At 69.4% G+C, this 24,368-nt stretch carries 25 protein-coding genes; 12 read left to right on the top strand and 13 right to left on the bottom strand.

From position 1 onward, the window contains the following. Positions 1-23 precede the first annotated feature (23 nt). Together FK531_RS06100 and FK531_RS06095 are read right to left on the bottom strand one after the other, a co-directional pair. Entirely contained in the window at positions 24-557 is a 534-nt protein-coding gene (locus tag FK531_RS06100) for a glutathione peroxidase (protein ID WP_142096293.1), read from the bottom strand. A 150-nt stretch (positions 558-707) separates the two neighbouring features. After that, complete coding sequence (locus tag FK531_RS06095; RefSeq protein WP_142096290.1) at positions 708-1,892, bottom strand: cysteine desulfurase family protein; 1,185 nt, start codon at positions 1,890-1,892, stop codon at positions 708-710. A gap of 93 nt (positions 1,893-1,985) precedes the next feature. On the opposite strand from FK531_RS06095, the gene FK531_RS06090 reads away from it, so the two are divergent. The 4 genes from FK531_RS06090 (at position 1,986) to FK531_RS06075 (ending at position 6,810) form a co-directional block, all read left to right on the top strand. Continuing rightward, a complete protein-coding gene (locus tag FK531_RS06090; RefSeq protein WP_142096287.1) occupies positions 1,986-2,636 on the top strand; it encodes an ArsR/SmtB family transcription factor in 651 nt (216 codons plus the stop codon). A gap of 119 nt (positions 2,637-2,755) precedes the next feature. Continuing rightward, positions 2,756-4,123, top strand: coding sequence for an MBL fold metallo-hydrolase (locus FK531_RS06085; protein WP_142096284.1), 1,368 nt, complete (start codon positions 2,756-2,758; stop codon positions 4,121-4,123). Further along, the gene (locus FK531_RS06080) at positions 4,120-5,457 is read left to right on the top strand and encodes an MFS transporter (protein ID WP_142096281.1); all 1,338 of its coding nucleotides are present in this window, start codon (positions 4,120-4,122) and stop codon (positions 5,455-5,457) included. Before FK531_RS06085 ends, FK531_RS06080 begins: the two co-directional genes overlap by 4 nt. A 252-nt stretch (positions 5,458-5,709) precedes the next feature. After that, positions 5,710-6,810: a 3-deoxy-7-phosphoheptulonate synthase gene (locus FK531_RS06075; RefSeq protein WP_142096279.1), complete on the top strand. Its 1,101-nt coding sequence runs from the start codon at positions 5,710-5,712 to the stop codon at positions 6,808-6,810. Here FK531_RS06075 and FK531_RS06070 read toward each other — a convergent pair. Together FK531_RS06070 and FK531_RS06065 are read right to left on the bottom strand one after the other, a co-directional pair. Then, positions 6,776-7,459, bottom strand: coding sequence for an alpha-ketoglutarate-dependent dioxygenase AlkB (locus FK531_RS06070; protein ID WP_142096276.1), 684 nt, complete (start codon positions 7,457-7,459; stop codon positions 6,776-6,778). The genes FK531_RS06075 and FK531_RS06070 overlap by 35 nt on opposite strands. A gap of 52 nt (positions 7,460-7,511) precedes the next feature. Continuing rightward, positions 7,512-8,507 carry a helix-turn-helix transcriptional regulator gene (locus FK531_RS06065; protein WP_142096273.1) on the bottom strand — a complete coding sequence of 332 codons (996 nt, stop codon included), beginning with the start codon at positions 8,505-8,507 and terminating at the stop codon, positions 7,512-7,514. A 106-nt stretch (positions 8,508-8,613) separates the two neighbouring features. Between FK531_RS06065 and FK531_RS06060 the strand changes: the two genes are divergently transcribed. The 4 genes from FK531_RS06060 to FK531_RS06045 all read left to right on the top strand — a co-directional run bounded on the left by FK531_RS06060 (position 8,614) and on the right by FK531_RS06045 (position 12,056). Next, complete coding sequence (locus tag FK531_RS06060; RefSeq protein WP_142096270.1) at positions 8,614-9,012, top strand: VOC family protein; 399 nt, start codon at positions 8,614-8,616, stop codon at positions 9,010-9,012. A 179-nt stretch (positions 9,013-9,191) separates the two neighbouring features. Continuing rightward, positions 9,192-9,836 (top strand): LysE family translocator, encoded by a 645-nt coding sequence (locus FK531_RS06055; RefSeq protein WP_142096266.1) that lies wholly within the window; start codon positions 9,192-9,194, stop codon positions 9,834-9,836. Positions 9,837-9,943: 107 nt separating this feature from the next. Beyond that, positions 9,944-10,372: a CBS domain-containing protein gene (locus tag FK531_RS06050; protein ID WP_142096263.1), complete on the top strand. Its 429-nt coding sequence runs from the start codon at positions 9,944-9,946 to the stop codon at positions 10,370-10,372. 220 nt (positions 10,373-10,592) lie between these two features. Then, positions 10,593-12,056: an MFS transporter gene (locus FK531_RS06045; RefSeq protein ID WP_142096260.1), complete on the top strand. Its 1,464-nt coding sequence runs from the start codon at positions 10,593-10,595 to the stop codon at positions 12,054-12,056. Here FK531_RS06045 and sigJ read toward each other — a convergent pair. Beyond that, a complete protein-coding gene (gene sigJ / locus FK531_RS06040) occupies positions 12,050-12,928 on the bottom strand; it encodes an RNA polymerase sigma factor SigJ (RefSeq protein ID WP_142096257.1) in 879 nt (292 codons plus the stop codon). The two genes, FK531_RS06045 and sigJ, sit on opposite strands and share 7 nt — an antisense overlap. A 156-nt stretch (positions 12,929-13,084) precedes the next feature. Here sigJ and FK531_RS06035 point away from each other — a divergent pair, with 156 nt between their 5' ends. Beyond that, the gene (locus FK531_RS06035; protein WP_142096254.1) at positions 13,085-13,510 is read left to right on the top strand and encodes a VOC family protein; all 426 of its coding nucleotides are present in this window, start codon (positions 13,085-13,087) and stop codon (positions 13,508-13,510) included. A gap of 15 nt (positions 13,511-13,525) precedes the next feature. On the opposite strand, the gene FK531_RS06030 is transcribed toward FK531_RS06035, so the two are convergent. Beyond that, positions 13,526-14,545 (bottom strand): AraC family transcriptional regulator, encoded by a 1,020-nt coding sequence (locus FK531_RS06030; protein WP_142096251.1) that lies wholly within the window; start codon positions 14,543-14,545, stop codon positions 13,526-13,528. Next, the gene (locus FK531_RS06025) at positions 14,542-15,723 is read right to left on the bottom strand and encodes a pyridoxal phosphate-dependent aminotransferase (protein ID WP_142096248.1); all 1,182 of its coding nucleotides are present in this window, start codon (positions 15,721-15,723) and stop codon (positions 14,542-14,544) included. The genes FK531_RS06030 and FK531_RS06025 overlap by 4 nt, the downstream gene beginning before the upstream one ends. Positions 15,724-15,847: 124 nt before the next feature. On the opposite strand from FK531_RS06025, the gene FK531_RS06020 reads away from it, so the two are divergent. Beyond that, positions 15,848-16,450, top strand: a complete 603-nt coding sequence (locus tag FK531_RS06020; RefSeq protein WP_142096245.1) for a carboxymuconolactone decarboxylase family protein — start codon at positions 15,848-15,850, stop codon at positions 16,448-16,450. On the opposite strand, the gene FK531_RS06015 is transcribed toward FK531_RS06020, so the two are convergent. Further along, positions 16,377-17,336 (bottom strand): sigma-70 family RNA polymerase sigma factor, encoded by a 960-nt coding sequence (locus FK531_RS06015; RefSeq protein ID WP_142096242.1) that lies wholly within the window; start codon positions 17,334-17,336, stop codon positions 16,377-16,379. The genes FK531_RS06020 and FK531_RS06015 overlap by 74 nt on opposite strands. A gap of 55 nt (positions 17,337-17,391) precedes the next feature. Between FK531_RS06015 and FK531_RS06010 the strand changes: the two genes are divergently transcribed. Together FK531_RS06010 and FK531_RS06005 are read left to right on the top strand one after the other, a co-directional pair. Next, on the top strand, positions 17,392-18,381 hold the full coding sequence (locus FK531_RS06010) for an LLM class F420-dependent oxidoreductase (RefSeq protein WP_142096239.1): 990 nt from the start codon (positions 17,392-17,394) through the stop codon (positions 18,379-18,381). 9 nt (positions 18,382-18,390) lie between these two features. Then, on the top strand, positions 18,391-18,960 hold the full coding sequence (locus tag FK531_RS06005) for a GNAT family N-acetyltransferase (RefSeq protein WP_142096236.1): 570 nt from the start codon (positions 18,391-18,393) through the stop codon (positions 18,958-18,960). On the opposite strand, the gene FK531_RS06000 is transcribed toward FK531_RS06005, so the two are convergent. The 5 genes from FK531_RS06000 to FK531_RS05990 form a co-directional block, all read right to left on the bottom strand. Beyond that, positions 18,957-19,628 (bottom strand): DUF3239 domain-containing protein, encoded by a 672-nt coding sequence (locus FK531_RS06000; protein ID WP_142096233.1) that lies wholly within the window; start codon positions 19,626-19,628, stop codon positions 18,957-18,959. The genes FK531_RS06005 and FK531_RS06000 overlap by 4 nt on opposite strands. A gap of 27 nt (positions 19,629-19,655) precedes the next feature. After that, positions 19,656-21,314, bottom strand: coding sequence for a DNA repair helicase XPB (locus tag FK531_RS05995; RefSeq protein ID WP_142096230.1), 1,659 nt, complete (start codon positions 21,312-21,314; stop codon positions 19,656-19,658). Between the two features lie 179 nt (positions 21,315-21,493). Further along, complete coding sequence (locus FK531_RS22280) at positions 21,494-21,658, bottom strand: hypothetical protein (RefSeq protein ID WP_181762839.1); 165 nt, start codon at positions 21,656-21,658, stop codon at positions 21,494-21,496. A gap of 165 nt (positions 21,659-21,823) precedes the next feature. Continuing rightward, entirely contained in the window at positions 21,824-21,949 is a 126-nt protein-coding gene (locus FK531_RS22850; RefSeq protein ID WP_290367599.1) for a hypothetical protein, read from the bottom strand. Positions 21,950-22,055: 106 nt separating this feature from the next. Further along, on the bottom strand, positions 22,056-24,368 hold the full coding sequence (locus FK531_RS05990; RefSeq protein WP_142096227.1) for a helicase-associated domain-containing protein: 2,313 nt from the start codon (positions 24,366-24,368) through the stop codon (positions 22,056-22,058).

Genomic DNA, 24,368 nt, shown 5'->3' with positions numbered 1-24,368 from the left:
GTGCGCTGGATTCGGGGCTGCCGCTAGGCCTGGCCGGCGAGCGCCGTCTCGATCTCCGAGGGCAGGACGGTCGGCTCGAAGCGTCGCACGACGTTGCCCTCGGGGTCGACGAGGAACTTGGTGAAGTTCCACTTGACCGCGTCGGTGCCGATCGACTCGGGCATCGTCTTGCTGACGTGGTCGAACAGGAAACCGTTGTCGGGGCCGAAGTCGCCGGGCGCCTCGGCGCGCAGGTGCCGGTACAGCGGGTGCGCGTCGTCGCCGTTGACGTCGATCTTGCCGTACACCGGGAAGGTGACGTCGTAGTTGACGCGGCAGAACTCCTGGATCTCGGCGTCGGTGCCGGGTTCCTGGCCCGCGAACTGGTTGCACGGGAACCCGATGATCTGCAGGCCGAGATCGTCGGACTTGCGGTTCAGTTCCTCGAGGCCCTCGTACTGCGGGGTCAGGCCGCACTTGCTGGCGACGTTGACGATGAGCAGGTACTTGCCGGCGTAGCCGCTCAGGTCCTCGGTGGTGCCGTCGGCGGTCGCGACGGTGAAGTTGTGGACGCTCATGAAGTCTTCCTCTGGATGTCAGGTGAGTGGAACGGGGCAGCTGTTCAAGGATCGTGCACAGGCATTCTCGTGCACGCGGGTTTGCAGCGGCAGCAGAGGGAGGGTGGCGAACCACCCCCACCCTCGGGCAGATTCTGATGCCTGCCTCGCCTACCGGCGGGCGGCAGCACTCAGCTCCGTGATGGCGGCGGTGATGTCGGCACTGGTGGTGTAGCGGCCGATGCCGAGTCGGACGGTGTGGGCCGCCTCCTCGCCGGTGAGGCCGATGGCCGCCAGGACCGGGGATGGGGCGGGATCGCCGGTGTGGCAGGCGCTTCCGGCGGAGAAGGCGAGTCCCGGCGCTTTCGTCATGAGTTCGGCCGCGGTCACGCCGGGGATCGTCAGGTTGAGGTTGCCGGGGATCCGGTGGGTGAGGGATCCGTTGACGGTCAGGTCGGGCATTGCGTCTGCGAGTCCGTCGAGAAGTCGGACGCGCAGGTCGAGAATGCGGGCCGCGTCCGCGGGCTGTTCCTGTCGCGCGATGCCGGCGGCGGCGCCCAGTGCGACGATCCCTGGGACGTTCTCGGTCGATGCGCGCAGTCCGCGTTCCTGGCCGCCGCCGACGAGTTGCGGCTGAGGTCTCGGTGCACGTGAGCGCACGTAGAGTGCGGCAACACCTTTCGGTGCGTACATCTTGTGGCCGACGACGGTGAGCAGGTCCACTCCGAGTGCGTCGACGTCGACGTCGATCGTCGCGGGCCCCTGGGCGGCGTCGGAGTGCAGCACGATTCCTCGGTCCCGCGTGATTGCGGAGAGCTGCTCGAGTGGCTGGATGGTGCCGATCTCGTTGTTCGCCAGCATGATCGACGCCAGAATCGTCTCCGGGCGAAGTGTGGCGGCGAACAGTCGGGGGTCGACCCGTCCGTCCGGGCCGACCGGTACGTGGGTGATCTCGAAGCCGTCGCGGCCGAGTCGGTCGCAGGTTTCTTGGGTGGCGGGGTGTTCGATCGCGCTGATGACGATGTGGTTTCCGCCGCCGGCAGCTCGCACTGCCTGCGCGGTCCCGGTGAGTGCGAGGTGGTTGCTCTCGGTGCCGGAGGCGGTGAAAACGATCTCGGCAGGATCGGCGCCGATGAGTTCGGCGACCTCCCGGCGGGCCCTGTCGACGCCGGCCCTCGCCGCTCTGCCGTAGCAGTGGCCGCTCGAGGGGTTGCCGAACTCGGTGGTCAGGTAGGGCAGCATCGCGTCGACGACGCGCGGGTCGACCGGTGTGGTGGCCTGGTAGTCGAGGTACACGGGTCGGCCGCCTCCGTCCGGCCGGAAGGCGACGTCGGCATCGTGGTCGGGGTGAGGCATGGTGGTCCTTCGAGCGGGATGTCGTCCGTGGCGAGCGGACACGACAGTGACTACACTATTCCATAATTCATTGGAATAAGTGAGGTGTGTTGAGTGTCGAGCCGCAAATCAGCGCTCTACGACCAGATTGCGCGTGTCGGGAAGGCGCTCGGCCACGGCGGGCGACTGCAGATCCTGGACCTGCTCGCGCAGGGCGAGCGAACGGTCGACGCCATCGCGGCGGCGACCGAGATGAACGTGACTACCGCGTCGGCGAACCTGCAGGCACTCAAATCCAGCGGCCTGGTCGTGGCGAGGCGGGACGGCACCCGGCAGATCTACAGCCTGGCCGGCCCGGACGTCGCCGCGCTGTTCGTTCTCGTCCAGACGGTCGCGGAGGCGCACCTGGCAGACGTCGCACACGCCGCGGCGGCGGTGCTCGGTTCACCCGACGACGCCGTCACCCGTGAGGAGTTGATCCGCCGGCGCGATGCAGGCGAGATCACGCTGCTCGATGTGCGCCCGCACGAGGAGTACGAGGCGGGACACATCCCCGGTTCCATCAACGTCCCGCTCGCGGACCTGGCCGGTCGCCTCGACGCGCTACCTGTGGGGCGCGACATCATCGCCTACTGCCGCGGCGCCTACTGCGTCATGGCTCCCGACGCGGTCCGCATCGCTCGTGAGGCCGGACTGACCATCAAACGGCTCGACGAGGGAATGCTCGAGTGGCGCCTCGCGGGCCTGCCCGTCGTGAGTCCCTAGGTCGATCGGCGCGTCGGGAAGTCCCTTGCCTTGGCTGCTCCAGCAATCCATGGGATACTAATCCATAGAGTATTGGAATAAGCCTCTGTTCTGGGGTTTCGCGACCAGGGAGCCAGACGATGTCCACCGATTTCACCCTCGTCCCCGTTGTAGACGAAGGGCTGGGGAACTCCACCTACCTCCTGGATGTCGGTCAGGGGCGGGCACTGGTGCTCGACCCCGAACGGGACCTGCGGCAGGTCCGCGCCGAGGCGGAGCGGCGCAACCTGCGCATCGCCTACGCGGTCGAGACCCATCTGCACGCCGACTTCATCTCCGGGGCCCACGAACTCGCCGCCGTCGACGGCGCCGTGGTGCTCGCACCCGACGTCGGGCCGCGCGGATTCGAGGTCACCGCACTGGCGGACGGCGACACGGTCGACCTCGGGGCCTTCACCCTCGAGGCGTTGTTCACGCCCGGTCACTCCCCGGAGCACCTGTCCTACCTGCTTCGCGCGGGGGACCGGCTGCTCGGGGTGTTCACCGGGGGCTCGCTGATGGTCGGGACCGCCGGCCGCACCGACCTCGTCAGCCCGGACCGGACGGTGCCCCTGGCCCGCGCGCAGTACCGCTCGCTGCAGAAGCTGATGGAGCTGCCCGATGGCACGCCGGTGTGGCCCACCCACGGCGCGGGCTCGTTCTGCTCGTCCACCCTCACCGGTGAGCGAGTGAGCACCATCGGCCGCGAACGCGCCACCAATCCACTTCTCCAGGTGGCGGGAGAAGACGAGTTCGTCGCGGCCCTGCTCGGCTCCCTCGGTACCTTCCCCGACTACTTCCTGCGCCTCGGAGAGATCAACCACAAGGGCCCGGCCGTCCTCGGCGCCACGCCCACCCTCCCGACGTTGACGGCCGGTGACGTCCGCGACCTGATCGCCGACGGAGCGCAGGTCGTCGACACGCGTGAGGCAACCGACTACGCCGCCGGTCACTTACCCGGTGCCCTGTCGATCACCCTTCGGCCGGTGTTCGCCACCTGGTTCGGCTGGCTGGTCGACCCGAACCGGCCGGTGGTGATCGTCCGCGCCGCCGACCAGGACCCCGACGACATCGCCTGGGAGACAGCCAAGGTCGGATTCGATTCGCTCGCCGGCGAGTTGGACGGAGGCATGTTCGCATGGCCGGACGACGAGGTCGCCACGGTCGCGCTCCTCGACGCCGACCACCTCGCCGCCACGGATCCGGTGACCGTCCTCGACGTCCGCCAGCGGGGCGAGTTCACCACCGGGCACCTCCCCGGCGCCCTGCACATCGAGCTCGGCGCGCTCAGCCGGCACCTCAACCAGGTCCCGGGTCGCCCGGTGGTCGTGATGTGTGGGCACGGTGAACGCGCCATGGGTGCCGCGAGCATCCTCGAACAGGCCGGACACCGCGACGTCCGGGTCCTCGACGGCTGCCCGGCGGACTACGCCCGCGCCGTCGGGCAGAGTCTGCAGGTCGACAAATGAGGACCCGAACCCCACATCGGCCGCCGGTGCTCGGGCTGAGGGAGAACGCCGCCCAGTTCACCCTCCTCGTCGCGGTCAACGCCCTCGTCGGCGGCATGGTCGGACAGCAGCAGACCGTGCTGCCGCTGCTTGCCGAAGACGAATTCGGGCTCACCGGTTACACATTCATCTTCACCTACGTCGCGGCGTTCGGGATCACCAAAGCGATCGCGAACTACTTCGCCGGCACGTTCTCGGACCGCTACGGCCGCAAACCGGTCCTGCTGGCGGGTTGGCTGTTCGCGGTCCCCGTGCCGCTGATGCTCATCCTCGCCCCGAACTGGGGATGGGTGGTGGCAGCCAACGTCCTGCTGGGCATCAACCAGGGACTGACCTGGTCGACCACCGTCGTGATGAAGATCGACCTCGTCGGACCCGCGAAACGCGGCCTGGCCATGGGCCTGAACGAGGCCGCCGGATACGGTGCGGTCGCCGTGAGCTCGCTGCTGGCCGGCTACCTCGCCGAACAACACGGGCTTCGCCCCGCACCGTTCCTGCTCGGCCTCGCCTACACAGCCATCGCGCTCGTCCTGTCCGGGGTCTTCGTGCGCGAGACCCGCGACCATGCCCGACTGGAGGCGGCCGCACACACCCAGCGCAGCGACGGACTCCACGACCATCTGCACGCGGACCTGACCAACCGTCAGATCGCGGTCGAGACGTCCTTCACCGAACCCGCACTGGCGTCGGCCAGCCACGCCGGACTGGTCAACAACCTCAACTTCGGACTCTCCTGGGGCCTGTTTCCGTTGCTGTTCGCCACCGCCGACCTCGCTCCCGCGCAGATCGGCCTGCTGTTCGCCCTCTACCCCGGAGTATGGGGCGCAGGGCAACTCGTCACCGGAGCCCTCTCGGATCGGATCGGTCGCAAGCACCTGATCACAGCGGGGATGGCAGTGCAGGCCGCCGCCCTGGCGTTGATCGCCGCCAGCACCGGATTCACCGGATGGGCGGTCGGTGCGGTCCTGCTCGGCGCCGGAACCTCGATGGTCTACCCGACACTGCTCGCGGTCGTCGGCGATGTCGCCCACCCGCAGTGGCGTGGTCGCGCAGTCGGGATCTACCGGGTCTGGCGTGACAGCGGCTACGCGGTCGGCGCCATCCTCGGCGGCATCGTCGCCGACGTGCTCGGCCTGCATGCCGCCGTGTGGGCGGCCGCAACAGTCAGCGCCGCCGCCGCACTGCTCGTCGCGCTCCGCATGTACGAAACCCACCCGCGCCCAACCCCGTCGGACTCTCGACACCGATCGCTCCCGGACCGAGATGATCATCTCCCGACAAGTCATGGCGCTTGAGCTTCTACGCAGTGGCGACTCCGCCAAGCAGGTGACCATCTGTCACATGGGGTGACCGTTCCCCGTTTGGTTCCGGAACCACTGCTACAGTGGCGAACGTGCAGCGCGCGTATTTCTGGTTTAGCAGGCCGGCCCCGGGTGGGTCGGTCGGCGTAACCACGCGCTGACTTCTTCCACCCCCAGAGCCGGAATCGACCGGCTCGCGGGTGTGCACGCATTCTCCTGGGTCGGCCTAGAACGAACAGGACACCCATGACTCTCACTCTCGACACCGACGCTCTCGGCCTCGACGATCAGCGGACCATCTCCATCTCCCCGCTGCTCGCGCCCGCCGAACTGCGCCGCGAGCATGCGGTCGACCCCGCGGTCGCCGACACCGTGCGGGCCGGCCGCGCCGGCACCGTCGACATCCTCTCCGGCAACGACGACCGGCTGATCGTCGTGGTCGGGCCGTGCTCGGTGCACGACACCGAGGCCGCGCTCGACTACGCCCGGCGCCTGGCGGTCAAGGCGGCCGAACACCGCGAGAACCTGCACGTCGTCATGCGGGTGTACTTCGAGAAGCCGCGCACCACTCTCGGGTGGAAGGGCCTGGTCAACGACCCGCATCTGGACGGCAGCTTCGACATCAACACCGGCCTGCGGATGGGCCGCAAGCTGCTCCTCGACATCTCGGCGCTCGGGCTTCCGGTCGGCTGCGAGTTCCTCGACCCGATCACCCCGCAGTACATCGCGGACCTGGTCAGCTACGGCTCGATCGGAGCGCGCACCGCGGCGAGCCAGGTGCATCGGCAGCTGTGCAGCGCCCTGTCGATGCCGGTCGGGATCAAGAACTCCACCGAGGGTGACATCCAGGTCGCGGTCGACGGCACCCGCGCCGCCGCCGCGAGCCACGTCTTCCCCGGCACCGACCTGAACGGGCAGTCGGCGCTCATCCGGACCGTCGGCAACCCGGACTGCCACGTGATCCTGCGCGGCAGCAGCGCCGGACCGAACTACGACGCCGAGACGGTCGCCGACACCCTTGCGCGCCAGCGCAAGTCGGGGCTGCCCGAGCGGGTGGTCATCGATGCGAGTCACGGTAACAGCCAGAAGGACCACCAGCGGCAGGTCGACGTCGTCACCGACCTCTCGGCGCGGATCGCGGCGGGCGAGCAGGGCATCGTCGGCGTGATGCTCGAGAGCTTCCTGGTGGCCGGACGGCAGGACCTGACGCTGGGCAAGGCGGACGAGCTGACCTACGGCCAGTCCATCACCGACGCCTGCCTGGACTGGGACACCACCGCCGCGCAGCTGGACCGGCTCGCCGACGCGGTCGCTACCGCACGCCGCGAGTCCGGAACTGCACACTGATCCGCGGCCCGGTCGGTCGGGCGGTCTTGGGCACCGCATGCTCCCAGGTGCGCTGGCAGGACCCTCCCATCACCAGCAGGTCGCCGTGGCCGAGCGCGTACCGGACCGCGGGCCCGCCGCTGCGCGGGCGCAGCGCGAGAGTCCTTGCCGCGCCGAGCGATACGATCGCGACCATCGTGTCCTCGGTGCGGCTGCGACCGATGGTGTCGCCGTGCCAGGCAACGCTGTCGGAGCCGTCGCGGTAGAAGCACAGGCCCGCGGTGGTGAACGGCTCGCCGAGCTCGGGCAGGTAATGCGCGCTCAGTGCATCGCGGGCCTCGGTGAGCAGCGGGTCGGGCAACGGCACGTCCTGGTCGTAGAAGCTCACCAGCCGCGGTACGTCGACCACACGGTCGTACATCTGCCGGCGTTCGGCCCGCCACGGCACCGCGCCGGGCCGATCCGTGTCGGCCAGGTCGGCGAACAACAGCTCGGATCCGGTGAGCCAGCCGGGGCGCACGTCCACCCAGGCGCCGTCGGTCAGGACCCGACGGCGGACCGAAGTGCCGAGCGGGCCCAGACGAGCGCCGCCGGTCGGGTCGTCGAACAGCGACGCCTGTACCGCGATGTCCACGGCTGAATCGTACGCCTCGTCGAACGTATGTTCCATTGGTTGACCGCAGCGCGGCACCGGATCAGGGCGTTCGGGTGGCGGACGGTGTCTACCTATGGGTTTGGTATCGGCCGTCGGCGGCCGCGGTGAGTCGGCGGGCCAGGGCGCGTACGGCGTCGTTGAGCGTGTCGGGGTGTTCGATGACGAACGGGCGGTTCAGGCCGGCGAGGAGGGCGGGAATCCAGTCGAGTTGTTCGGCGCGGATTCGGGCCCGGACCCACGGGTCGGCGTCAGGGGGCTGCGAGTCGATCTCATGCACGGTCGCGATCGTCGCAGGGAGCAGCGGGCGGACTTGGGTGAGTGTGCCCTGGACTCGGATCGATACCTCGTGCCGATAAGGCGCGTTGGCCAATGCGGACAACAGATGAGCGGCAGGCTCGAATCCGGTGGGCGGAGCGAACGTTCCGGCCTGAGTGCTGACCGCGGTGATGCGGTCCAGCCGGAACTGACGTAGTTCGTCGCTGTTGCTGTCCATCCCTGTCAGATACCACCGGCCGGAGTGGTCGACGAGCCCGTAGGGATGCACGGTCCGTTGGCTGGACCGCCCGTTTCGGTCGGTGTACCAGATTGTGACCGGTCGGTGCTCGCGGGTGGCCTCGGCGAGCCGGAGCAGGACGGCGGTCTCGACCGCCACTTCCGGGCGCGCGTCGGCGGTGAATTCGACAGTGTTGATCAGCGCGTCCAGGCGGGCCGTCAGACGTGCGGGCAGGACGCGGCGGAGTTTGGCCGTCGCGCTGTCGGCTGCGCGGGCGGCCACTGTCGACCGGTCGGTGCCGCGGCTGGTGAGGAGCCCGAGTAACACGGCCACCGCCTCGTCGTCGGTCAGCATCAGCGGTGGCATTCGGTACCCGGGAGCGAGCCGGTATCCCCCGTAGCGGCCCCGCACCGATCGGACCGGGATATCCAGGTCGACGAGATGGGTGACGTATCGCCTGACGGTGCGTTCATCGACGTCGAGCCGTCCGGCGAGTTCTCCAACGGTGTGGGTACCGCCGGTCTGCAACAGCTCGAGCAGGGCCAGCACTCTGGCGGTGGGGCGGGTCATCGGGAAATTCTCGCACCGATACCGGGCGGAAACTGTCCGGTATCGGCTCTACCGTGGCGGGCGGCGGTGGAACCTCTGCCCCATCCGACAGTAGGAGCGCACAATCATGAAGCTCGTCTCGATCCGTCTGATCACTGACGACATCCAGCGGCTGGTCAGCTTCTATCAGCACGTGACCGACGGCGAAGTGAACTGGGCTACATCGGATTTCGCCGAGATCGTCACACCGGCCGGCACCCTCGCGATCGGAAGCGCCCGCACCGTGGCCCTGTTCGCTGCGGGCAGCGCGCGCCCAGCCGACAATCACACCGCGATCATCGAATTCCTGGTCCCCGACGTCGATGCCGACTACCGGCGGTTGCGGGATACGGTCGAGGATTTCGTCAACGAGCCGACGACGATGCCGTGGGGGAACCGGTCGTTGCTGTTTCGCGATCCCGACGGCAACCTGATCAACCTCTTCACCCCGGTCACCGAGCAGGCCGTCGCGAAGTTCGCCGGTTGACATCGGCTCAGCGGGTGACACCCTCGAACCGGAAGCTGAACAGGCGCAACCGGATACGCCGGTGACATCGAGAACACCATCAGCGCGACCCTGGAGAACGGCTGTTCCAGTGGCGGCCCGTCCAGTGGCTCCCAACTGGCCCGCGACACCGGACCATGGCGCATGACAGCGTCGTGGTCATGATGTCAGGTGTGGCAGTTCTCGGAGTTTCGGCGGTCGCACTGGGCATGGTGCTCACCCCGGGTCCGAACATGATGTACCTCGTCTCGCGCAGCGTCACCCAGGGCAGGCGCGCGGGACTGATCTCGCTCGGCGGCGTCGCAGCCGGCTTCCTCTGCTACTTGATCGCGGCCACGGTGGGCCTGTCGGCGGTGTTCGTCGCGGTGCCGCAGGCCTACCTCGGAGTGAAGCTCGCGGGCGCGTGCTATCTCGTGTGGCTGGCCTGGCGGGCGGTCCGGCCGGGTGGGAGGTCGGTCTTCGCGCCCCGATCCCTACCCGTCGATTCCGCGTCGCGACTGTTTGCCATGGGTCTGCTCACCAATCTGCTCAATCCGAAGATCGCGATCATGTATCTCGCGTTGATCCCGCAGTTCGTCGATCCCGTCGCCGGGCGGGTGTGGCTGCAGAGCCTCGGGCTCGGCGGCGTGCAGATTGCGGTCGCGTTGACCGTCAATGCCGCGATAGTTGTTGCTGCGGGATCGATTTCGGGTCTTCTCGCGAGGCGGCCGAGATGGTTGAGGATGCAGCGCTACCTGACGGGCTCGGTGCTCGGCGGGCTGGCGGTGAGGCTCGCCGCGGATCGATCACTTCCCGCCGTCGGATAGTGCACCGCCGTGCAAACCGATGGTCGCGTCCGTAACGATGGTCGGCGGCCTCGACGCTGCCTATGATCTACACAGGAAGCCGGCAGCGGATGGATCGGGGTATCCGGATGCGAATTGCGGATGTGTTGCAGAACAAGGGTCCCGCGGTGGTCACGGTCGATCCGGGGATCACGGTCAGTGCGCTGATCGGCGAACTCGCCCGACGCAACGTGGGCGCCCTCGTCGTGGTCCGGAACAACGCGATGGTCGGGATCGTCACGGAACGAGACGTGGTGCGTCAGATCCACGAACGGGGCGCCGGACTGCTCAATGCGAGCGTCGCCGACATCATGACCACGGCGGTGTTCACCTGCGCGCCCGCCGACACGGTGGACAGCCTCGCCGCCACCATGACCGAGCGACGGATTCGGCACCTGCCCGTGCTCGAAAACGGACACCTGGTCGGCATCGTGAGCATCGGTGACGTCGTGAAGAGCCGCATCGACGAGTTGCAGAGCGAACGCGATCAACTCGAGGCGTACATCGACCGGAGCTAGTGCCTCGCGCCCGAAGTCTTCTCGCGGTTGCCGCGGCCCACGCGGCGCCTCGCTGCGTTGTCGTAGTCCCAGGTAGAACACCGCTACCTGGGACTCCTCCGCCTTCCGGTGCATCCACGTGGATCCCCGGCAACCATCGACGGACTTCGAGCACGAGACACCGTCCCCGTCACATCGTCGAGGCCAGATCTGTCATGAGGGGTGACAGAAAGGTTCCGACATGTTCACCTCGACCACCGAACCCAGGACCGGGCCGTCGCTCTCGACCGGACTCGGCAAGCTCACGCTCGCGTTGCTGTGCGCAGTCGCCTTCCTCGACTTCGTCGACGCGTCCATCGTCAACATCGCCCTGCCCGACATCCGCCGAGACCTGGACTTCTCCGTGCAGGGACTGCAGTGGGTGCCGAGCGCGTACCTGCTCACCTACGGCGGGTTCATGCTGCTCGGCGGGCGCGCCGCCGACCTGATCGGCCGCCGTCGCGTGCTGGTCACCGGCACCGTGCTCATCGGGATCTCCTCGCTGATCGGCGGGTTCGCCGGCAACGGCGGCGTGTTGGTCGGCGCGCGGCTGGCACAGGGGATCGGAGCCGCGCTGATGCTGCCGGCCGCACTGTCGATCCTGACGACGACCTTTGCCGAGGGGCCGGAGCGGCGAGCCGCGCTCGGGGTCTGGGGCGGCGTCGGCGGGCTCGCATCGGCGGTGGGGGTGTTCCTCGGCGGGCTGCTGACCGAGGGACCCGGCTGGCGATGGGTGCTGTTCGTCAACCCGGTCGCCTGCATCCTCGTGCTCCCCGCCGTCTTCGCGCTGATCCCGACCGACCGGCGGCGCGGCAGGCTGGCCAACTTCGACGCCGTCGGTGCCGTCCTGGTCACCGGCGGCATGCTCCTGCTCGTCTACGCCCTGGTGAAGGCGCCCGACCAGGGCTGGGGCACGGCCCGCACGGTCGGCGAGTTCGCCGGTGCGTTCGCGCTGCTCGCCGCGTTCGTGGTCAACGAGCAGCGAAGCCGTAATCCGTTGCTGCCGTTGTCGATCTTCCGGATCAAGGGTCTGGCCGCGGCCAACGTCACGGGACTGATCGCCTTCGCCGGACTGATCGCGATGTTCTTCTTCCTCACCATCTACATGCAGAACGTTCTCGGCTACTCACCCATGCAGACGGGCGCCGCGTACCTGCCGCTGTGCCTGGGAGTGGGTGTGGCCGCAGGCATCTCGTCGCAACTGCTGGGCCGGATGGGAACCCGCCCGGTCATCGTCGCGGGCGCACTGATCGCGTCCACCGGCCTGTACTACCTGTCCCGGATTCCCGTCGACGGCTCCTACCTGACCGACCTGCTGCCCGGGCTGATGATCGTCTCGTTCGGCCTCGGGGCGGTGTTCGTCGCCGTCACGACCGCCGCCAATGCCGGTGTGCCCGAGGACAAGGCGGGCCTGGCCGCAGCATTGCTCAACGCCGCGCAGCAAGTCGGCAGTGCGCTGGGCCTGGCGATCTTCGCGGCCATCGCGACCTCGTACTCCAACCAGTTGATCGGATCCGGAGCGGCGATTCCGGACGCGCTCACTTCCGGCTTCCAGCGAGCACTGCTCGCCGGCAGCATCTTCCTGCTCGGCGCCGCAGTGATCGGGTTGCGGACGGTCAATGCGCACGTCGCGGGCAACGGGGACGACGCGGGGACCGGTCAGTGAAGGTCCTCCACGGTCAGTTGGGCGAGCCGGTCGCGGTCGGCGAGGATGTCGATCTCGACGATCCGGCCGCCCCTGATCGTGACGCCCAGGACCGAGAGCATCTGGCCCTCGGCGATCGCCACGGCGCCCGCGGTCCCGTTGACCAGGGCCGGATGGGCGAACCGCGCCAGCCTGGCGAAGTTCAGCGCCCGCTCGGCCACCGCCTCCGCGCCGTGGACCTCCGTCGACGCGCCCGCGGGCACCACCCCGACGTCGGCTCGGAGCACGACGTCCGGGTCCAGCACCGCCACCAGGTCCTCGAAGCTGCCGCCGCGGGCGGCGGCCAGGAAGGCGTCGACCACCTCGCGCTGGCGGGTCAGGTCCGAATCGGGCACCGGAGCGCCCTGCAACCGCCGACGGGCGCGACTGGCGAGTTGCCGCGCTGCAGCGGGGGAGCGCTCGACGATCGGCGCGATGTCCTCGAAGGGCACCGCGAACATGTCGTGCAGCACGAACGCGAGCCGCTCCGCCGGGGCAAGGGTGTCGAGCACGACCAGCAGAGCCAGACCCACCGAGTCTGCGAGGAGCGCATCGTGTTCGGGACCGACGTCGTCGACCGTCCGGACGATCGGATCGGGCAGGTGGACGCCGAGCAGGTTCTCCCGTCGCGAGCGACGCGACTGCAGCAGGTTCAGGCACACCCGCGCGACCACCGTGGTCAGCCAGCCCGCCAGGTTTTCCACGTCGCTGGTGTCGGCACGCGCCAGCCGGATCCAGGCCTCCTGGACGGCGTCCTCTGCCTCGCTGACCGAACCGAGCATCCGGTAGGCCACCGCGTGCAGGTGCGGGCGGTGCGACTCGAACTGCTGTGCCATGAATTCGTTCTCGTCCATCGGTCACATTCCTTCGTCGCCGGCTGTCATGAGAGATGACCGGCGAAACCCGGCCGATGTGACGGGGGCACGTCCTCAACCACACACCTCGCAGGAGGTCCGTGCAAGATGCGCGGACCCGAGCGCGGTGTCGGTGGCCGGAAGTAGGGTCCCGGCATGGGCTACGAATTCCAGGTGACCGTCGACTCCGCACGACCGCACGACCAGGCGAAGTGGTGGGCGCAGACACTGGGCTGGCGGGTCGAGCCGAGCGACGAGGACTTCATCCGGGGCGTCGTCGCGGCCGGGCACGCGCGCGAGGAGGACACCGAGGTCTACGACGGCGTCCTGGTCTGGAAGGTCGGCGCGGCGATCAGCGACCCAGACCACCCGGACCGTCCGCGGGTGCTCTTTCAGCTTGTGCCCGAGACGAAGTCGGTGAAGAACCGACTGCACCTCGACGTGCGGGTCGGCGAGGACAAGCAGGCCGTCGCGGACGGACTCGTCGCACGCGGCGCGACCGTGCTGCATCACGGCGAGCAAGGCCCGTTCCGGTGGATCACCATGGCGGACCCCGAGGGCAACGAATTCTGCGTCAGCTGACCTGACAGTTCGTGGTCAGCGGTAGGCGCCGGGGGTCTCCCCGGTCCAGCGCTTGAACGCGCGGCGGAACGCGCTCGGTTCGGAGAACCCGAGCCGAGCGGACAGCTCGTCCACCGGCTCGCCGCGCCCGAGGCCGGAGATCGCCGCGTCCCGCAGCACTTCCTCGCGCAACTGGTTCAGTGAGGTTCCCTCCTGGCGAAGCAGCCTGCGCAGGTGCGGGACGCTGATCGAGAGCATCTCCGCGATGTCGTCCGCGGTGGACGTGCGGCCCTTGACCCCGGCCTCGAACACCTTGCGCACCTGGGCCGACGCGGTGCTCTCGTAGTCGCGCTCGGAGAACAGCAGATTCGGCGACGCGCGGAGATAGTCGAGCAGCGTCTCCTCGGTCTGGACGATCGGCGCCCGCAGCAGCGAGTTGTCGAACTCGAGCGCGGCGACCCCGGCATCGAAGGTGACCGGTACCCCGAAGATGGCGTCGTAGCTCTTCGCGAGCGCCGAATCCGGTGCCGGATAGGGAAGTTCCATCGCGACCAGCCGGACCCGTCGGCCGATCAGCCAGGCTGCGAACCGGTGCATCAGCATCAGCACGAAGTCGGTGAGCAGTCGGTCCGCTGCCCGCGCCGTCGCGGGCGGCAGTGTGCTCGACCGGGCGGGCATCCGCACCACCAGCCGGGTGGTCGACTCGCCCGTCTCCAGGTCCAGCGGCGGCAGTCCGGGCAGGGCGCGGATCACGTCGGACATCCGTTCGAGCGCGCTGCCGAGGTCCGGGGTGTGGATCAGTGCCAGGCACACCAGCTTGAACGTGCCCCGCGGCACGGGCGCCGCGCTGAGGCCGAACAGTTCGTCGTCGGTGAGTTGCCAGGCGGCCTGGGTGAAGCGGGTCAGCTGGTCCGGGGTGATGCGCGCCGACTGGTCGCGCAGTACCGACGCGGACACCCCGGCCGCGTCCAGCGGGAAGGCCATGTCGAACCCGCCGCCCGCGGCGACCTCAGCGGCGCGCCGGACGAAATCCGCGGGCACAGTGCGCGCGCTCATGACCCCGCGAGGCCGCGCAGTCGCTCGGCCGCCTCGGCGAGCACGTCGTCGCGTTTGCAGAAGGCGAAGCGCACCAGATGATTCCACGGCTCCTTGTGGTCGGCGAACACGCTGACCGGGACCGCCGCCACGCCGACCCGTTCCGGCAGGGACCGGCAGAACGCCAGCCCGTCGGTGGTGCCGAACGGGGTGATGTCCGCGCACACGAAGTAGGTCCCGCCGCTCGCGCGCACCCCGAAGCCCGCCTCGGCGAGTGCGGCGCCGAGCACGTCGCGCTTGCGCTGCAACGACTCCCGCAGCGAGACCACCCAGTCCTGCTCGTGCCGCAGTGCGTGCGCGACCGCCGGCTGGAACGGCCCGCCCGCGACGAAGGACATGAACTGCTTGGCCGTGCGCACGGCGTCCACCAGTTCGGCCGGCCCGCACACCCAGCCCGTCTTCCAGCCGGTGACGGCGAACGTCTTGGCCGCGCTCGAGACGGTGACGGTGCGCTCGGCCATCCCCGGGAGCGCGGCCAGCGGGGTGTGGCGGCGGCCGTCGAACACCAGGTGCTCGTACACCTCGTCGCTGAGCACCAGGAGGTCGTTCGAGGTCGCCACGTCCGCGATCGCGGCGAGTTCGGCGTCGGTCAGGACCGTGCCGGTCGGGTTGTGCGGGGTGTTGACCACCAGCATCCGGGTGTTCGGCCCGACCGCGGCGCGCAGCGCGTCCAGGTCCAGCGCGAAACCGTCGCCGTCCGCGACCAGTGGCACGGTGCGCCGGACGCCGCCCGCCAGGGCAACGGCGGCGGCGTAGGAGTCGTAGTACGGCTCGATCAGCACCACCTCCTGGCCCGGCTCGACCAGTCCGAGCAGGGTGGCGCTGATTGCCTCGGTGGCACCGACCGTGACGAGCACCTCGGTGTCCGGATCGTGGGCGATCCCGTAGCGGGCGGCGCGGTCTGCGGCGATCGCCTCGCGCAGCACCGGCATACCCGGCCCCGGCGGGTACTGGTTGAGGCCGTCCGCGATCGCGGCCCGTGCCACGTCGAGCATGGCGCGCGGTCCGTCGGTGTCCGGGAATCCCTGGCCGAGATTGATCGCGCCGGTGGCAGTCGCCAGTGCCGTCATCTCCGCGAAGATCGTGGAGCCGAAGGGCTGCAGGCGCGAGACCGTCTGCGAGTGGCGTGCTGCGGGCATCGTCACAGCTTAGGCGGCGTACGCCGGGCTGGGAAAACGCCTACTGTCACGTTTACCGGGGCTGTCTCGTCCAAGGGACAGGCGGCACCACGAGGACCGCCGTACTCGCGAACAGGAGAGCACCATGACTCGAATCTCACCCGTCGCCCCCAAGGATGCCGGCCTGCTGGTCAAGCTCGCCTACTGGTACGCGGGCCGTCAGTACGGTGAGGTGCCGGAGCCGTTCGCCGTACTGGCTCATCACCGCAAGCTGTTCGTGGCCTCCGCGCGGCACGAGATGGCCGCGGCGAAGGCCTCGACCGTGCTGCCCGCCAACGTCCGTGACATCGCGGTGTACCGGGTCGCCTCGACCGTCGGCTGCTCGTGGTGCGTGGACTTCGGGTCCATGCTGATGCGGCTCGAGGGCCTGGACGTGGACCGGCTGCAACAGATCGGCGACTACGAGAGTTCCCCCCTCTACAGCGACGACGAGCGCGCCGCGATCGCCTACGCCGACGCGATGACGGCCACCCCGACCGAGGTCACCGACGAGCAGGTCGCGGACCTGCAGCGCCGGTTCGGTGACGCGGGCGTCGTCGAACTCACCTACCAGATCTCGCTGGAGAACCAGCGGTCGCGGATGAACTCGGCACTCGGGATCGTCGACCAGGGCTTCAGCTCCGGTGACGCGTGCCGGGTGCCGTGGGCAGACCAGGCAGAGGCCGGTCGGGAAGCCGGACGCCGCTGAGCTTGTCCGGATTGGCGATGTCGTAGGCCGCGCAGACCTTCCCGTCGCGGACGGCGAATCCGCCGACCCGCGACGGGAAGCCCGGATGCGTCGCGTCCCCGGCGCAGCCGTGCGTGAAGATGCCGAGCTCGCCGTTGACCAGAACCGGCTCGGCCGACTGGAGTGCCTGCGCCCCATAACGATTCAACAGTCCGAGGAAGAAGCGGGCGAACTTGTCCGCGCCGTGGATCACGTTGACCGCCGTGCGGGTGGTGCCGTTCGCGTCGCCGACCACCACCGCATCGGGGTGCAGGGCGTCGAGGACCGCCTGCAGGTCGCCCGACGACATGGCCGTCATCAGCCGGCCCACCGCCTCGTCGTGTCCCGGGTCCGGTGCAGGGGGATGAGCCCCCGCCACGGTGCGGCGGGCCCGGGAGGCAAGCTGACGGCTGCTCGCGACCGAGGTGCCGAGGACCCCGGCGATCTCGTCGAAGGGGACGCCGAACCCGTCGTGCAGGACGAACGCGGTGCGCTGGTCCGCGCCGAGGGTGTCGAGCACGATCATCGCGGCCAGGCGCGAGTCCTCGCTGCGAACCACCTCGTCGAGCGGGTCGGCGGGTGCGAGCGATCCGAGCGGGGTGACGATCGGCTCCGGAAGCCATTGTCCCACATAGCTTTCCCGTCTGACGGCAGCGCTGCGCAGGTGGTCGAGGCAGATCCGGCCGACCACCGTGGTCAGCCAGCCGCGCAGGTCCCGGATGGCACCGGCGTCGGTCTCGCTCAGCCGCAGCCACGCCTCCTGCACGGCGTCCTCCGCGTCCGCCACGCTGCCGGTCAGTCGGTACCCGACTGCCAGGAGGTGGCTGCGGTGCGATTCGAAGCTCTCGGTGAGTTCGGCGACGGCCATGATTCGATCCTGCTACAGCAGGCGGCCCGTCGGCATCCCTGGGTAGGGTCGAATGATGCGATTCGGAATGTTCGTGCCGCAAGGCTGGCGACTTGACCTGGCGGGCATCGACCCTGTCGACCAGTGGGGCGTCATGAAGGGCGTGACCCTGCGCGCCGAGCAGGGGCCGTGGGAGTCGGCCTGGGTGTACGACCACTTCCACACCGTCCCCGCCCCGACCGAGGAGGCGACCCACGAGGCGTGGTCGCTGATGTCCGCCCTCGGCGCCGTCACCTCGACCATCCGGCTCGGCCAGATGTGCACGGCGGTCAGCTACCGCAACCCCGCCTACCTGGCGAAGGTCGCCGCCACCGCGGACCTGATCTCGGGTGGCCGGATCGAGATGGGTATCGGCGCGGGCTGGTACGAGCACGAGTGGCGCGCCTACGGATACGGCTTCCCGCCGCCCGGCGAGCGCCTGGCCCGACTGGACGAGGGTGTGCAGATCATGCGCCAGGCCTGGACCACCGGCTCGGCCACCCTCGACGGCAAGCACTACCAGGTGGACGGCGCGATCGTGCAGCCGAAGCCGTTGCAGGACGGCGGTATTCCGATCTGGATCGCCGGCGGAGGCGAGAAGGTCACGCTGAGGATCGCCGCCAAGTACGCCCAGTACACCAACTTCGACGGCACCCCGGACGTGTTCGCTCGCAAGTCTGCACTGCTGCGGGAGCACTGCGCGAACGTCGGTACCGACTTCGACGCGATCGTGCGGTCGGCCAACTTCAACGTGGCGATCGGTGTCACCGAGGCCGACGTCGAGGCCAGGCTCGCGCAGACCGAGGCCAGGATTGCCCGGTACGTGGGGGAGGACCTCGCCGAGGCCTCGATGGCGGCCTTCCGGGGCATGCCCGCGGTGGGCACGCCTGAGCAGATCGTCGAGAAGCTCACCGGACTGCGCGACCAGGGACTCGGCTACGCGATCTGCTACTTCCCGGAGGCGGCCTACGACACCACCGGGATCGAACTGTTCGAGCGTGAGGTGATTCCTGCGCTCGCCGGATAGGAGGGTGTGATGTTCGTACGAGAGCTGTCCAGCCAGGGTCTGTGCCTGACACCGCCGACCGTCGACGACGTCGAGTCGATCACCCGGTGCTGTCGGGACGAGGAGATCGGGGAGTGGACCACCCTCCCGAAGCCCTACGGGCTGAAGGACGCCGAGCGGTTCGTGTCGACCGTGGTGCCGTCCGGCTGGGCCGATCGCAGTCCGACCTGGGCGTTGCGACACACCCCTCGCGGCCCCGTGGTGGGAATGATCGGGCTCGGCGCACTCGACGACTCGGCCTCCGAGCTCGGGTTCTGGCTCGACCCCGCCGTCCGCGGGCGAGGGCTGATGAGTGCGGCGGTGAACCTGGTGTGCGACTTCGGGTTCGAACCGGACGGACTTGCGCTCGAGAGAATCGAGTGGCGCGCCTTCGTCGGCAACACGGACTCGGCCGTGGTCGCGCGCCGGGTGGGCTTTCGGTTCGAGGGCACGCGTCGTGCCGGCGGGTTGCAGCGTGGGCGCCGACGGGACGAGTGGGTCGCGGGGCTGCTCTACGCCGATCCGCGGGAGCCCGCCGAGGACTGGCCCCGGATCGACTAGCGCAGGTTGTCGGGCAGGTCGGCGGCCGCGATCGGGATCTGCTGGTTCTCCGCGCGCGGGACGTCCTCGGCCAGCGGGATCGATTTCGCCAGCAGCTTCCACTCGGCGCCACTGATCTGCTCGGCCGCCCGGCGAAGCACCTTCGGGTCGCGGGTGCCCCACGCGATCGGCATCGGGCTGACCATCTGCCAGGTGTCGGAGGCGGACTTGGTGCTGCGATCCGAGAGCACCGAGATCGACGGCACCCGCTCACCGACATGGGTGAGCGAATGCCCCGGCAGGGTGCGGATGTTGCGCGTGACCAGCGCGTAGTGCGGGCGGTCCGCGGACGGCTTCGCCGTGTTCACCAGCGCCAGCAGCGTCGCGCCGCGCGGCCGCGGCACCGCGACCACGGCCGGCACCAACTCGCCCTTGGCGTACAGGGCCTCGATCGACCCGACCTTGCGCGGCGCCCAGTACGCCATCCACAGGGAGGTCAGCGCGATCAGCGCGATCACCACGCCGACGATGTACGACCAGGGGTGCGCGAGGGTGAACAGCCACACCGCCAGCGCCGCGAAGAGCAGCGCGGTGATGATCGACGACCACCGCAGCCTGCGGACGTCGCCGAGCGTCTCGTTGACGGACTTGGCGTGGGCATGGTCTACGGGGAACTCGAAGCTGCGCACGGTCCTATTTCTACCCGATGACTGGGCCTATCCGATCGCCGGTCCGAGCAGGTCGTCCGCATCGGTGATCCGGTACGCGTAGCCCTGCTCGGCGAGGAATCGCTGACGGTGCGCGGCGTACTCGGCGTCGAGGGTGTCGCGCGCGACCACCGAGTAGAAGTGCGCCTGCCCGCCGTCGTGCTTGGGACGCAGCAGGCGGCCGAGCCGCTGGGCCTCCTCCTGGCGGGAACCGAACGTGCCCGACACCTGCACCGCCACCGACGCCTCGGGGAGGTCGATGGAGAAGTTCGCGACCTTGCTCACCACCAGTGTCTGGATCTCGCCGCGGCGGAACGCGTCGAACAGCTCCTCGCGCTCCTTGTTCTTCGTCGAGCCCTTGATGACCGGGGCGCCCAGCGCCTCGCCCAGTTCGTCGAGTTGGTCGAGGTACGCGCCGATGACCAGGGTCGGGGAATCCGGATGCTTCGCGAGGATGGATTTCACCACCGCGATCTTCGTGTGTGCCGTCGAGCACAGCTTGTACCGTTCCTCCGGCTCGGCGGTCGCGTACGCCATCCGCTCGGCGTCGGTCATCGTCACCCGCACCTCGATGCATTCGGCCGGGGCGATCCAGCCCTGCGCCTCGATGTCCTTCCACGGTGCGTCGTACCGCTTGGGCCCGATCAGCGAGAACACGTCGCCCTCGCGGCCGTCCTCCCGGACCAGCGTCGCGGTCAGCCCGAGGCGGCGTCGCGACTGCAGGTCCGCGGTCATCCGGAACACCGGCGCCGGGAGCAGGTGCACCTCGTCGTAGATCACCAGACCCCAGTCGCGGGAGTCGAACAGTTCCAGGTGCTTGTACTCACCCTTGGTGCGGCGGGTGATCACCTGGTACGTGGCGATCGTCACCGGGCGGATCTCCTTGCGCTCACCCGAGTACTCGCCGATCTCGTCCTCGGTCAGCGAGGTCCGCGCGATCAGCTCGCGCTTCCACTGCCTGCCCGCGACGGTGTTGGTGACGAGGATCAGGGTCGTCGCCTTGGCCTTGGCCATCGCCGCGGCGCCGACCATCGTCTTGCCCGCGCCGCACGGCAGCACCACCACGCCGGAGCCGCCCGCCCAGAAGGAGTCCGCGGCCATCTCCTGGTAGTCACGCAGCTGCCAGTGGCCCTCCTCGAAGGCGAGGTCGATCGGGTGGGCCTCGCCGTCCACGTACCCGGCGAGGTCCTCGGCGGGCCAGCCGATCTTGAGCAGCATCTGCTTGAGGTGGCCTCGCTCGGACGGGTGCACGATCACCGTGTCCTCGTCGACCTTCGCGCCGAGCATGGGTGCAATCTTCTTGTGCCGCATCACCTCGGTGAGCACCGCGCGGTCCAGGCTGACCAGGGTGAGCCCGTGGGCCGGGTTCTTGACCAACTGCAGCCGGCCGTAGCGGGCCATGGTGTCGACGATGTCCACCAGCAGCGGCTGCGGGACCGCGAACCGGGAGTAGGTGACCAGCGCGTCGACCACCTGCTCGGCGTCGTGCCCGGCGGCGCGCGCGTTCCACAGCGCCAGCGGCGTTACCCGGTAGGTGTGCACGTGCTCCGGTGCGCGCTCGAGTTCGGCGAACGGCGCGATGGCCTGTCGTGCCTGTCCGGCCAGCTCGTGGTCGACCTCCAGCAGCAGGGTCTTGTCGGACTGGACGATCAGCGGTCCATCGGTCACGTGCGCCTCCTAGCGATGACAACCACTCCATTGTCCACACTTCGTGGGCGGAGCGGTCGCGGCCGAGGAGGACGGCCCGGCAACGGCACAGACGTGCCGCGCCGGTCGGGGCCGCCGGGTTACCCACGAAATTGGCAGGACTGCCCGACGAAACGGGAAATCCTGCCAATTCGTGTGACCTATCGACGCGCCGTCAGATCTTTCTTCGCATCCATGACCTGAACGAGCGCCTCGGAAATTCCGGACCGATATCCCGCGTCGCGTTCGAAATGCCCGTCGATGGTGTCGAGTTCATTTTCGAGTTTGTCCTCGATTCGATCCAGCGTCAACAGCGCACGTTTCACGGAGAATCCTTCTGTCTTTCGCTGCGGGGAGTATTCGGGAATCCCGATCGAAGGAACGCTCCCCGGCCATCTGCGCGAACCACTGGTGGAGCAGATCTGCTGGCCGCGGGTCCGGTGACGCGATCGCGCTGGGGTGCATAGTGGACGAGCGGAGTGCGTCGAGGATCAGTGGCGTTTCCGCCTGCGGATCAACTCGCCGGATTCCACCGCCCGATCCCTCTTTTCTGCACGCCTTTCCTTCAATGACTGTGCAGGTTTCTTGAGGCTCTTGCCCGGTTTCTTGTCTGCCATTGTCGCTCCTGAGTTCGAAGTGGCAATCACTGGCCCAGACCATACGTCATTCCGCAGGAAATGCCAGTCGCGCTGGTCAAAACATTGTTGGCGCAGTATTTTGCGCTCAGTCGACGAGCGCGACGCTGATCACCCGATGCAGTGTGAAGCGCCGGATCGCGCCGGTCGCCGGGTCGAACGCGTCGAGTTGGCCCCCGCCGACACTGACCGGGTCGACGATCCGTTCCGACGCCACGCCCTGCGCGTCCACGTAGCCGATCCGCACGCTGCGCTTGACCCGAGCTGCCAGTTGCAGCAGCGCCATCGTCGCGGCGCTGCTGGCCCGGCTGCCGTCCGACCGGACACCGCCGCCGCGGGGGACCGCCGCGGCGCGTTCGCCCGCCCGCAGCGCCCGCACGAGGTTCGTCAGCTGCTCCTCGCTCGGTGTGGCGGGACTGCGCACCGGGCGCGCCCGACGCTTCGAGACCCGGGCACCGCGCGGGCGCAGGTCAACGATCGAGCCGGAGGAGTCCTCGCCCGCGGGTGCGAAACCCGCTGCCCGCAGCTGCTCGAGCACCTCGGCCAGTGCGGCCTGCGAGATCGCGACGGTCGGGGCCAGCGCCCGCAAGGCCAGACGTTCCGCGACCGGGGAGGAGACCACCTCCGCGAGCAGGGCCGGGTCCTCGCACCGTACGAACGACGACGCCATGCCGGCGCGCAGCCGACCGTGCCGACGGGCGACGTCGTCGATCAGGTAGGTCAGGGCCTGCGGCACCGGTGTCCTCGAGTGATTCGCGAACAGGGACTGCAGTTCCGCCGCGCTCTGGCCGGCGTCCAGGGCCCGCCGCACGCTCGACTCGCCGATCCGGTACATCGTGGCCGCGCCCGCCGACTCGATGTCCGCGACCATCGTGATCTGCTCCTGCAGGTCGGGCACCAGCGGTCCCGGCGCGACGACGGTCAGGTCGGCCTGCACCAGCACGTAGTCGATGGGGGCGGGCAGGGCCGCGTTCATCTCCGCCAGCACCGACTCGGGTGGCGCGCCGTGCAGCAGGCTGCGGCCGGGGGAGGTCAGTGCGCCGCGTCCGACCAGCCCGACGGCGGTCGCCTCCGCGAGGGTGTGCTCGACGGCGCCCGCGCCCAGTCGGGCCGACCAGCGGGGTCGTCGCCAGGCCACCGCCGCCGCCACCTCGGCGACGGTCGCGCCGTGGCCGGTGCCCAACTCGGCGAGCAGTTCCAGCACGAATCGGCGGTCGCGCGGCGCTCCGGACGCGCGGACCTCCTCGGACAGCGCCGCGATCGGCTTGTCGTTGACGTCGCGCAGCCCGACCGACCAGGGTCGGCGCGGCATCTCGAGCCAGGCCTGCGCGATCGTCTGCCAGCGCTGCGCGGTGCTCGAGTTCAGCCAGGCGTCGGCGGCGACGGTCGGCGCCCAGTAGTCGTCGCCGGTGTCCGACGCGGGCAACGGGTCGGGTGCGCCGCTCGAGATCAGCCCGGCCGCCGCGAGCAGTTCGGCCAGCAGGCTCACCCTCGCCTCGTCGATGCCCGCGACCTTCGCCAGCCTGCGGGTCTCGCGCACTCCCAGTCCGCCCGCCTTGAGGGTCGGGGCGGGCTGGTCGCCGAGCGCCGCGATCAGGTCCTCGCTGTGCCGGACGAGTTCGAACGCCTCACCGGCCGCGGCCGCGTTGACGTCCGCGATCTTGTGCTTGCTCGCGCGGATCGGCGGAGGCGTCAGCGCCGTCGGGTCGGTGACGGTCTCGCCGCGCAGCGCCTGGCCCACCTGGTACGGCAGTTCGACGGTCTGGTCGTCGATCCAGTGCAGCAGTCCGAGTGCCAGCAGCCGCTGCACGGGCCGGTCGGGCGCGGTGCCGGGAGCGGCGTCCCGGGTACGGCCGATCGGCGAACTGGTCGCCAGCGTCTCGAGCAGGCGACGTTCGGCGTCCGTCAGGTGGCCGAGGGACGCCTCGATCTGGTCCGCGGTCATGGACTCGCCCGGCTGATCGACACGCCAGGTCACCGCGCCCGCCGCCGCGACCGCGACGTGCAGCACCTTGGCGCCCCACACGAGAGCCCGCTCTCGCAGCGCGCCCAGAGCCTTGTCCACCGCCCGGACCGGCGCCCGCCCGGCGAGGGCGTCGGTGAGCTGCTCGCGGCGCACGCCTACCTCCGCCGCCCGTTCGAGGGCCAGCAGTCCGAGCAACGTCAACTCGAGGACGTTGAGGTCGTCGGCGGCGCGCAGCACCGAGGCGCGCTGTTCCGCGCGGGCGGCGAGCACCGCCAGGTTGGCGGGCGGCGGGACCGCCAGGTCCGGGCGCAATCGCAGGAGCTCCGCCAGCTCGGCGTCGCTCCGCGCGGCCAGCCAGAGCGCCAAGCTCTCTGTCGCCGCGGCGGGGCCGCCAGGAGTGTCGGCGGCCGGGGCAGCACCTTCGGTGTCGGTCAT

Source organism: Rhodococcus spelaei, from assembly GCF_006704125.1.
Lineage (GTDB): Bacteria > Actinomycetota > Actinomycetes > Mycobacteriales > Mycobacteriaceae > Rhodococcus_G > Rhodococcus_G spelaei.
Note: the sequence above shows the minus strand (reverse complement) of the source record. Positions and strands in the feature narration are given on the sequence as shown.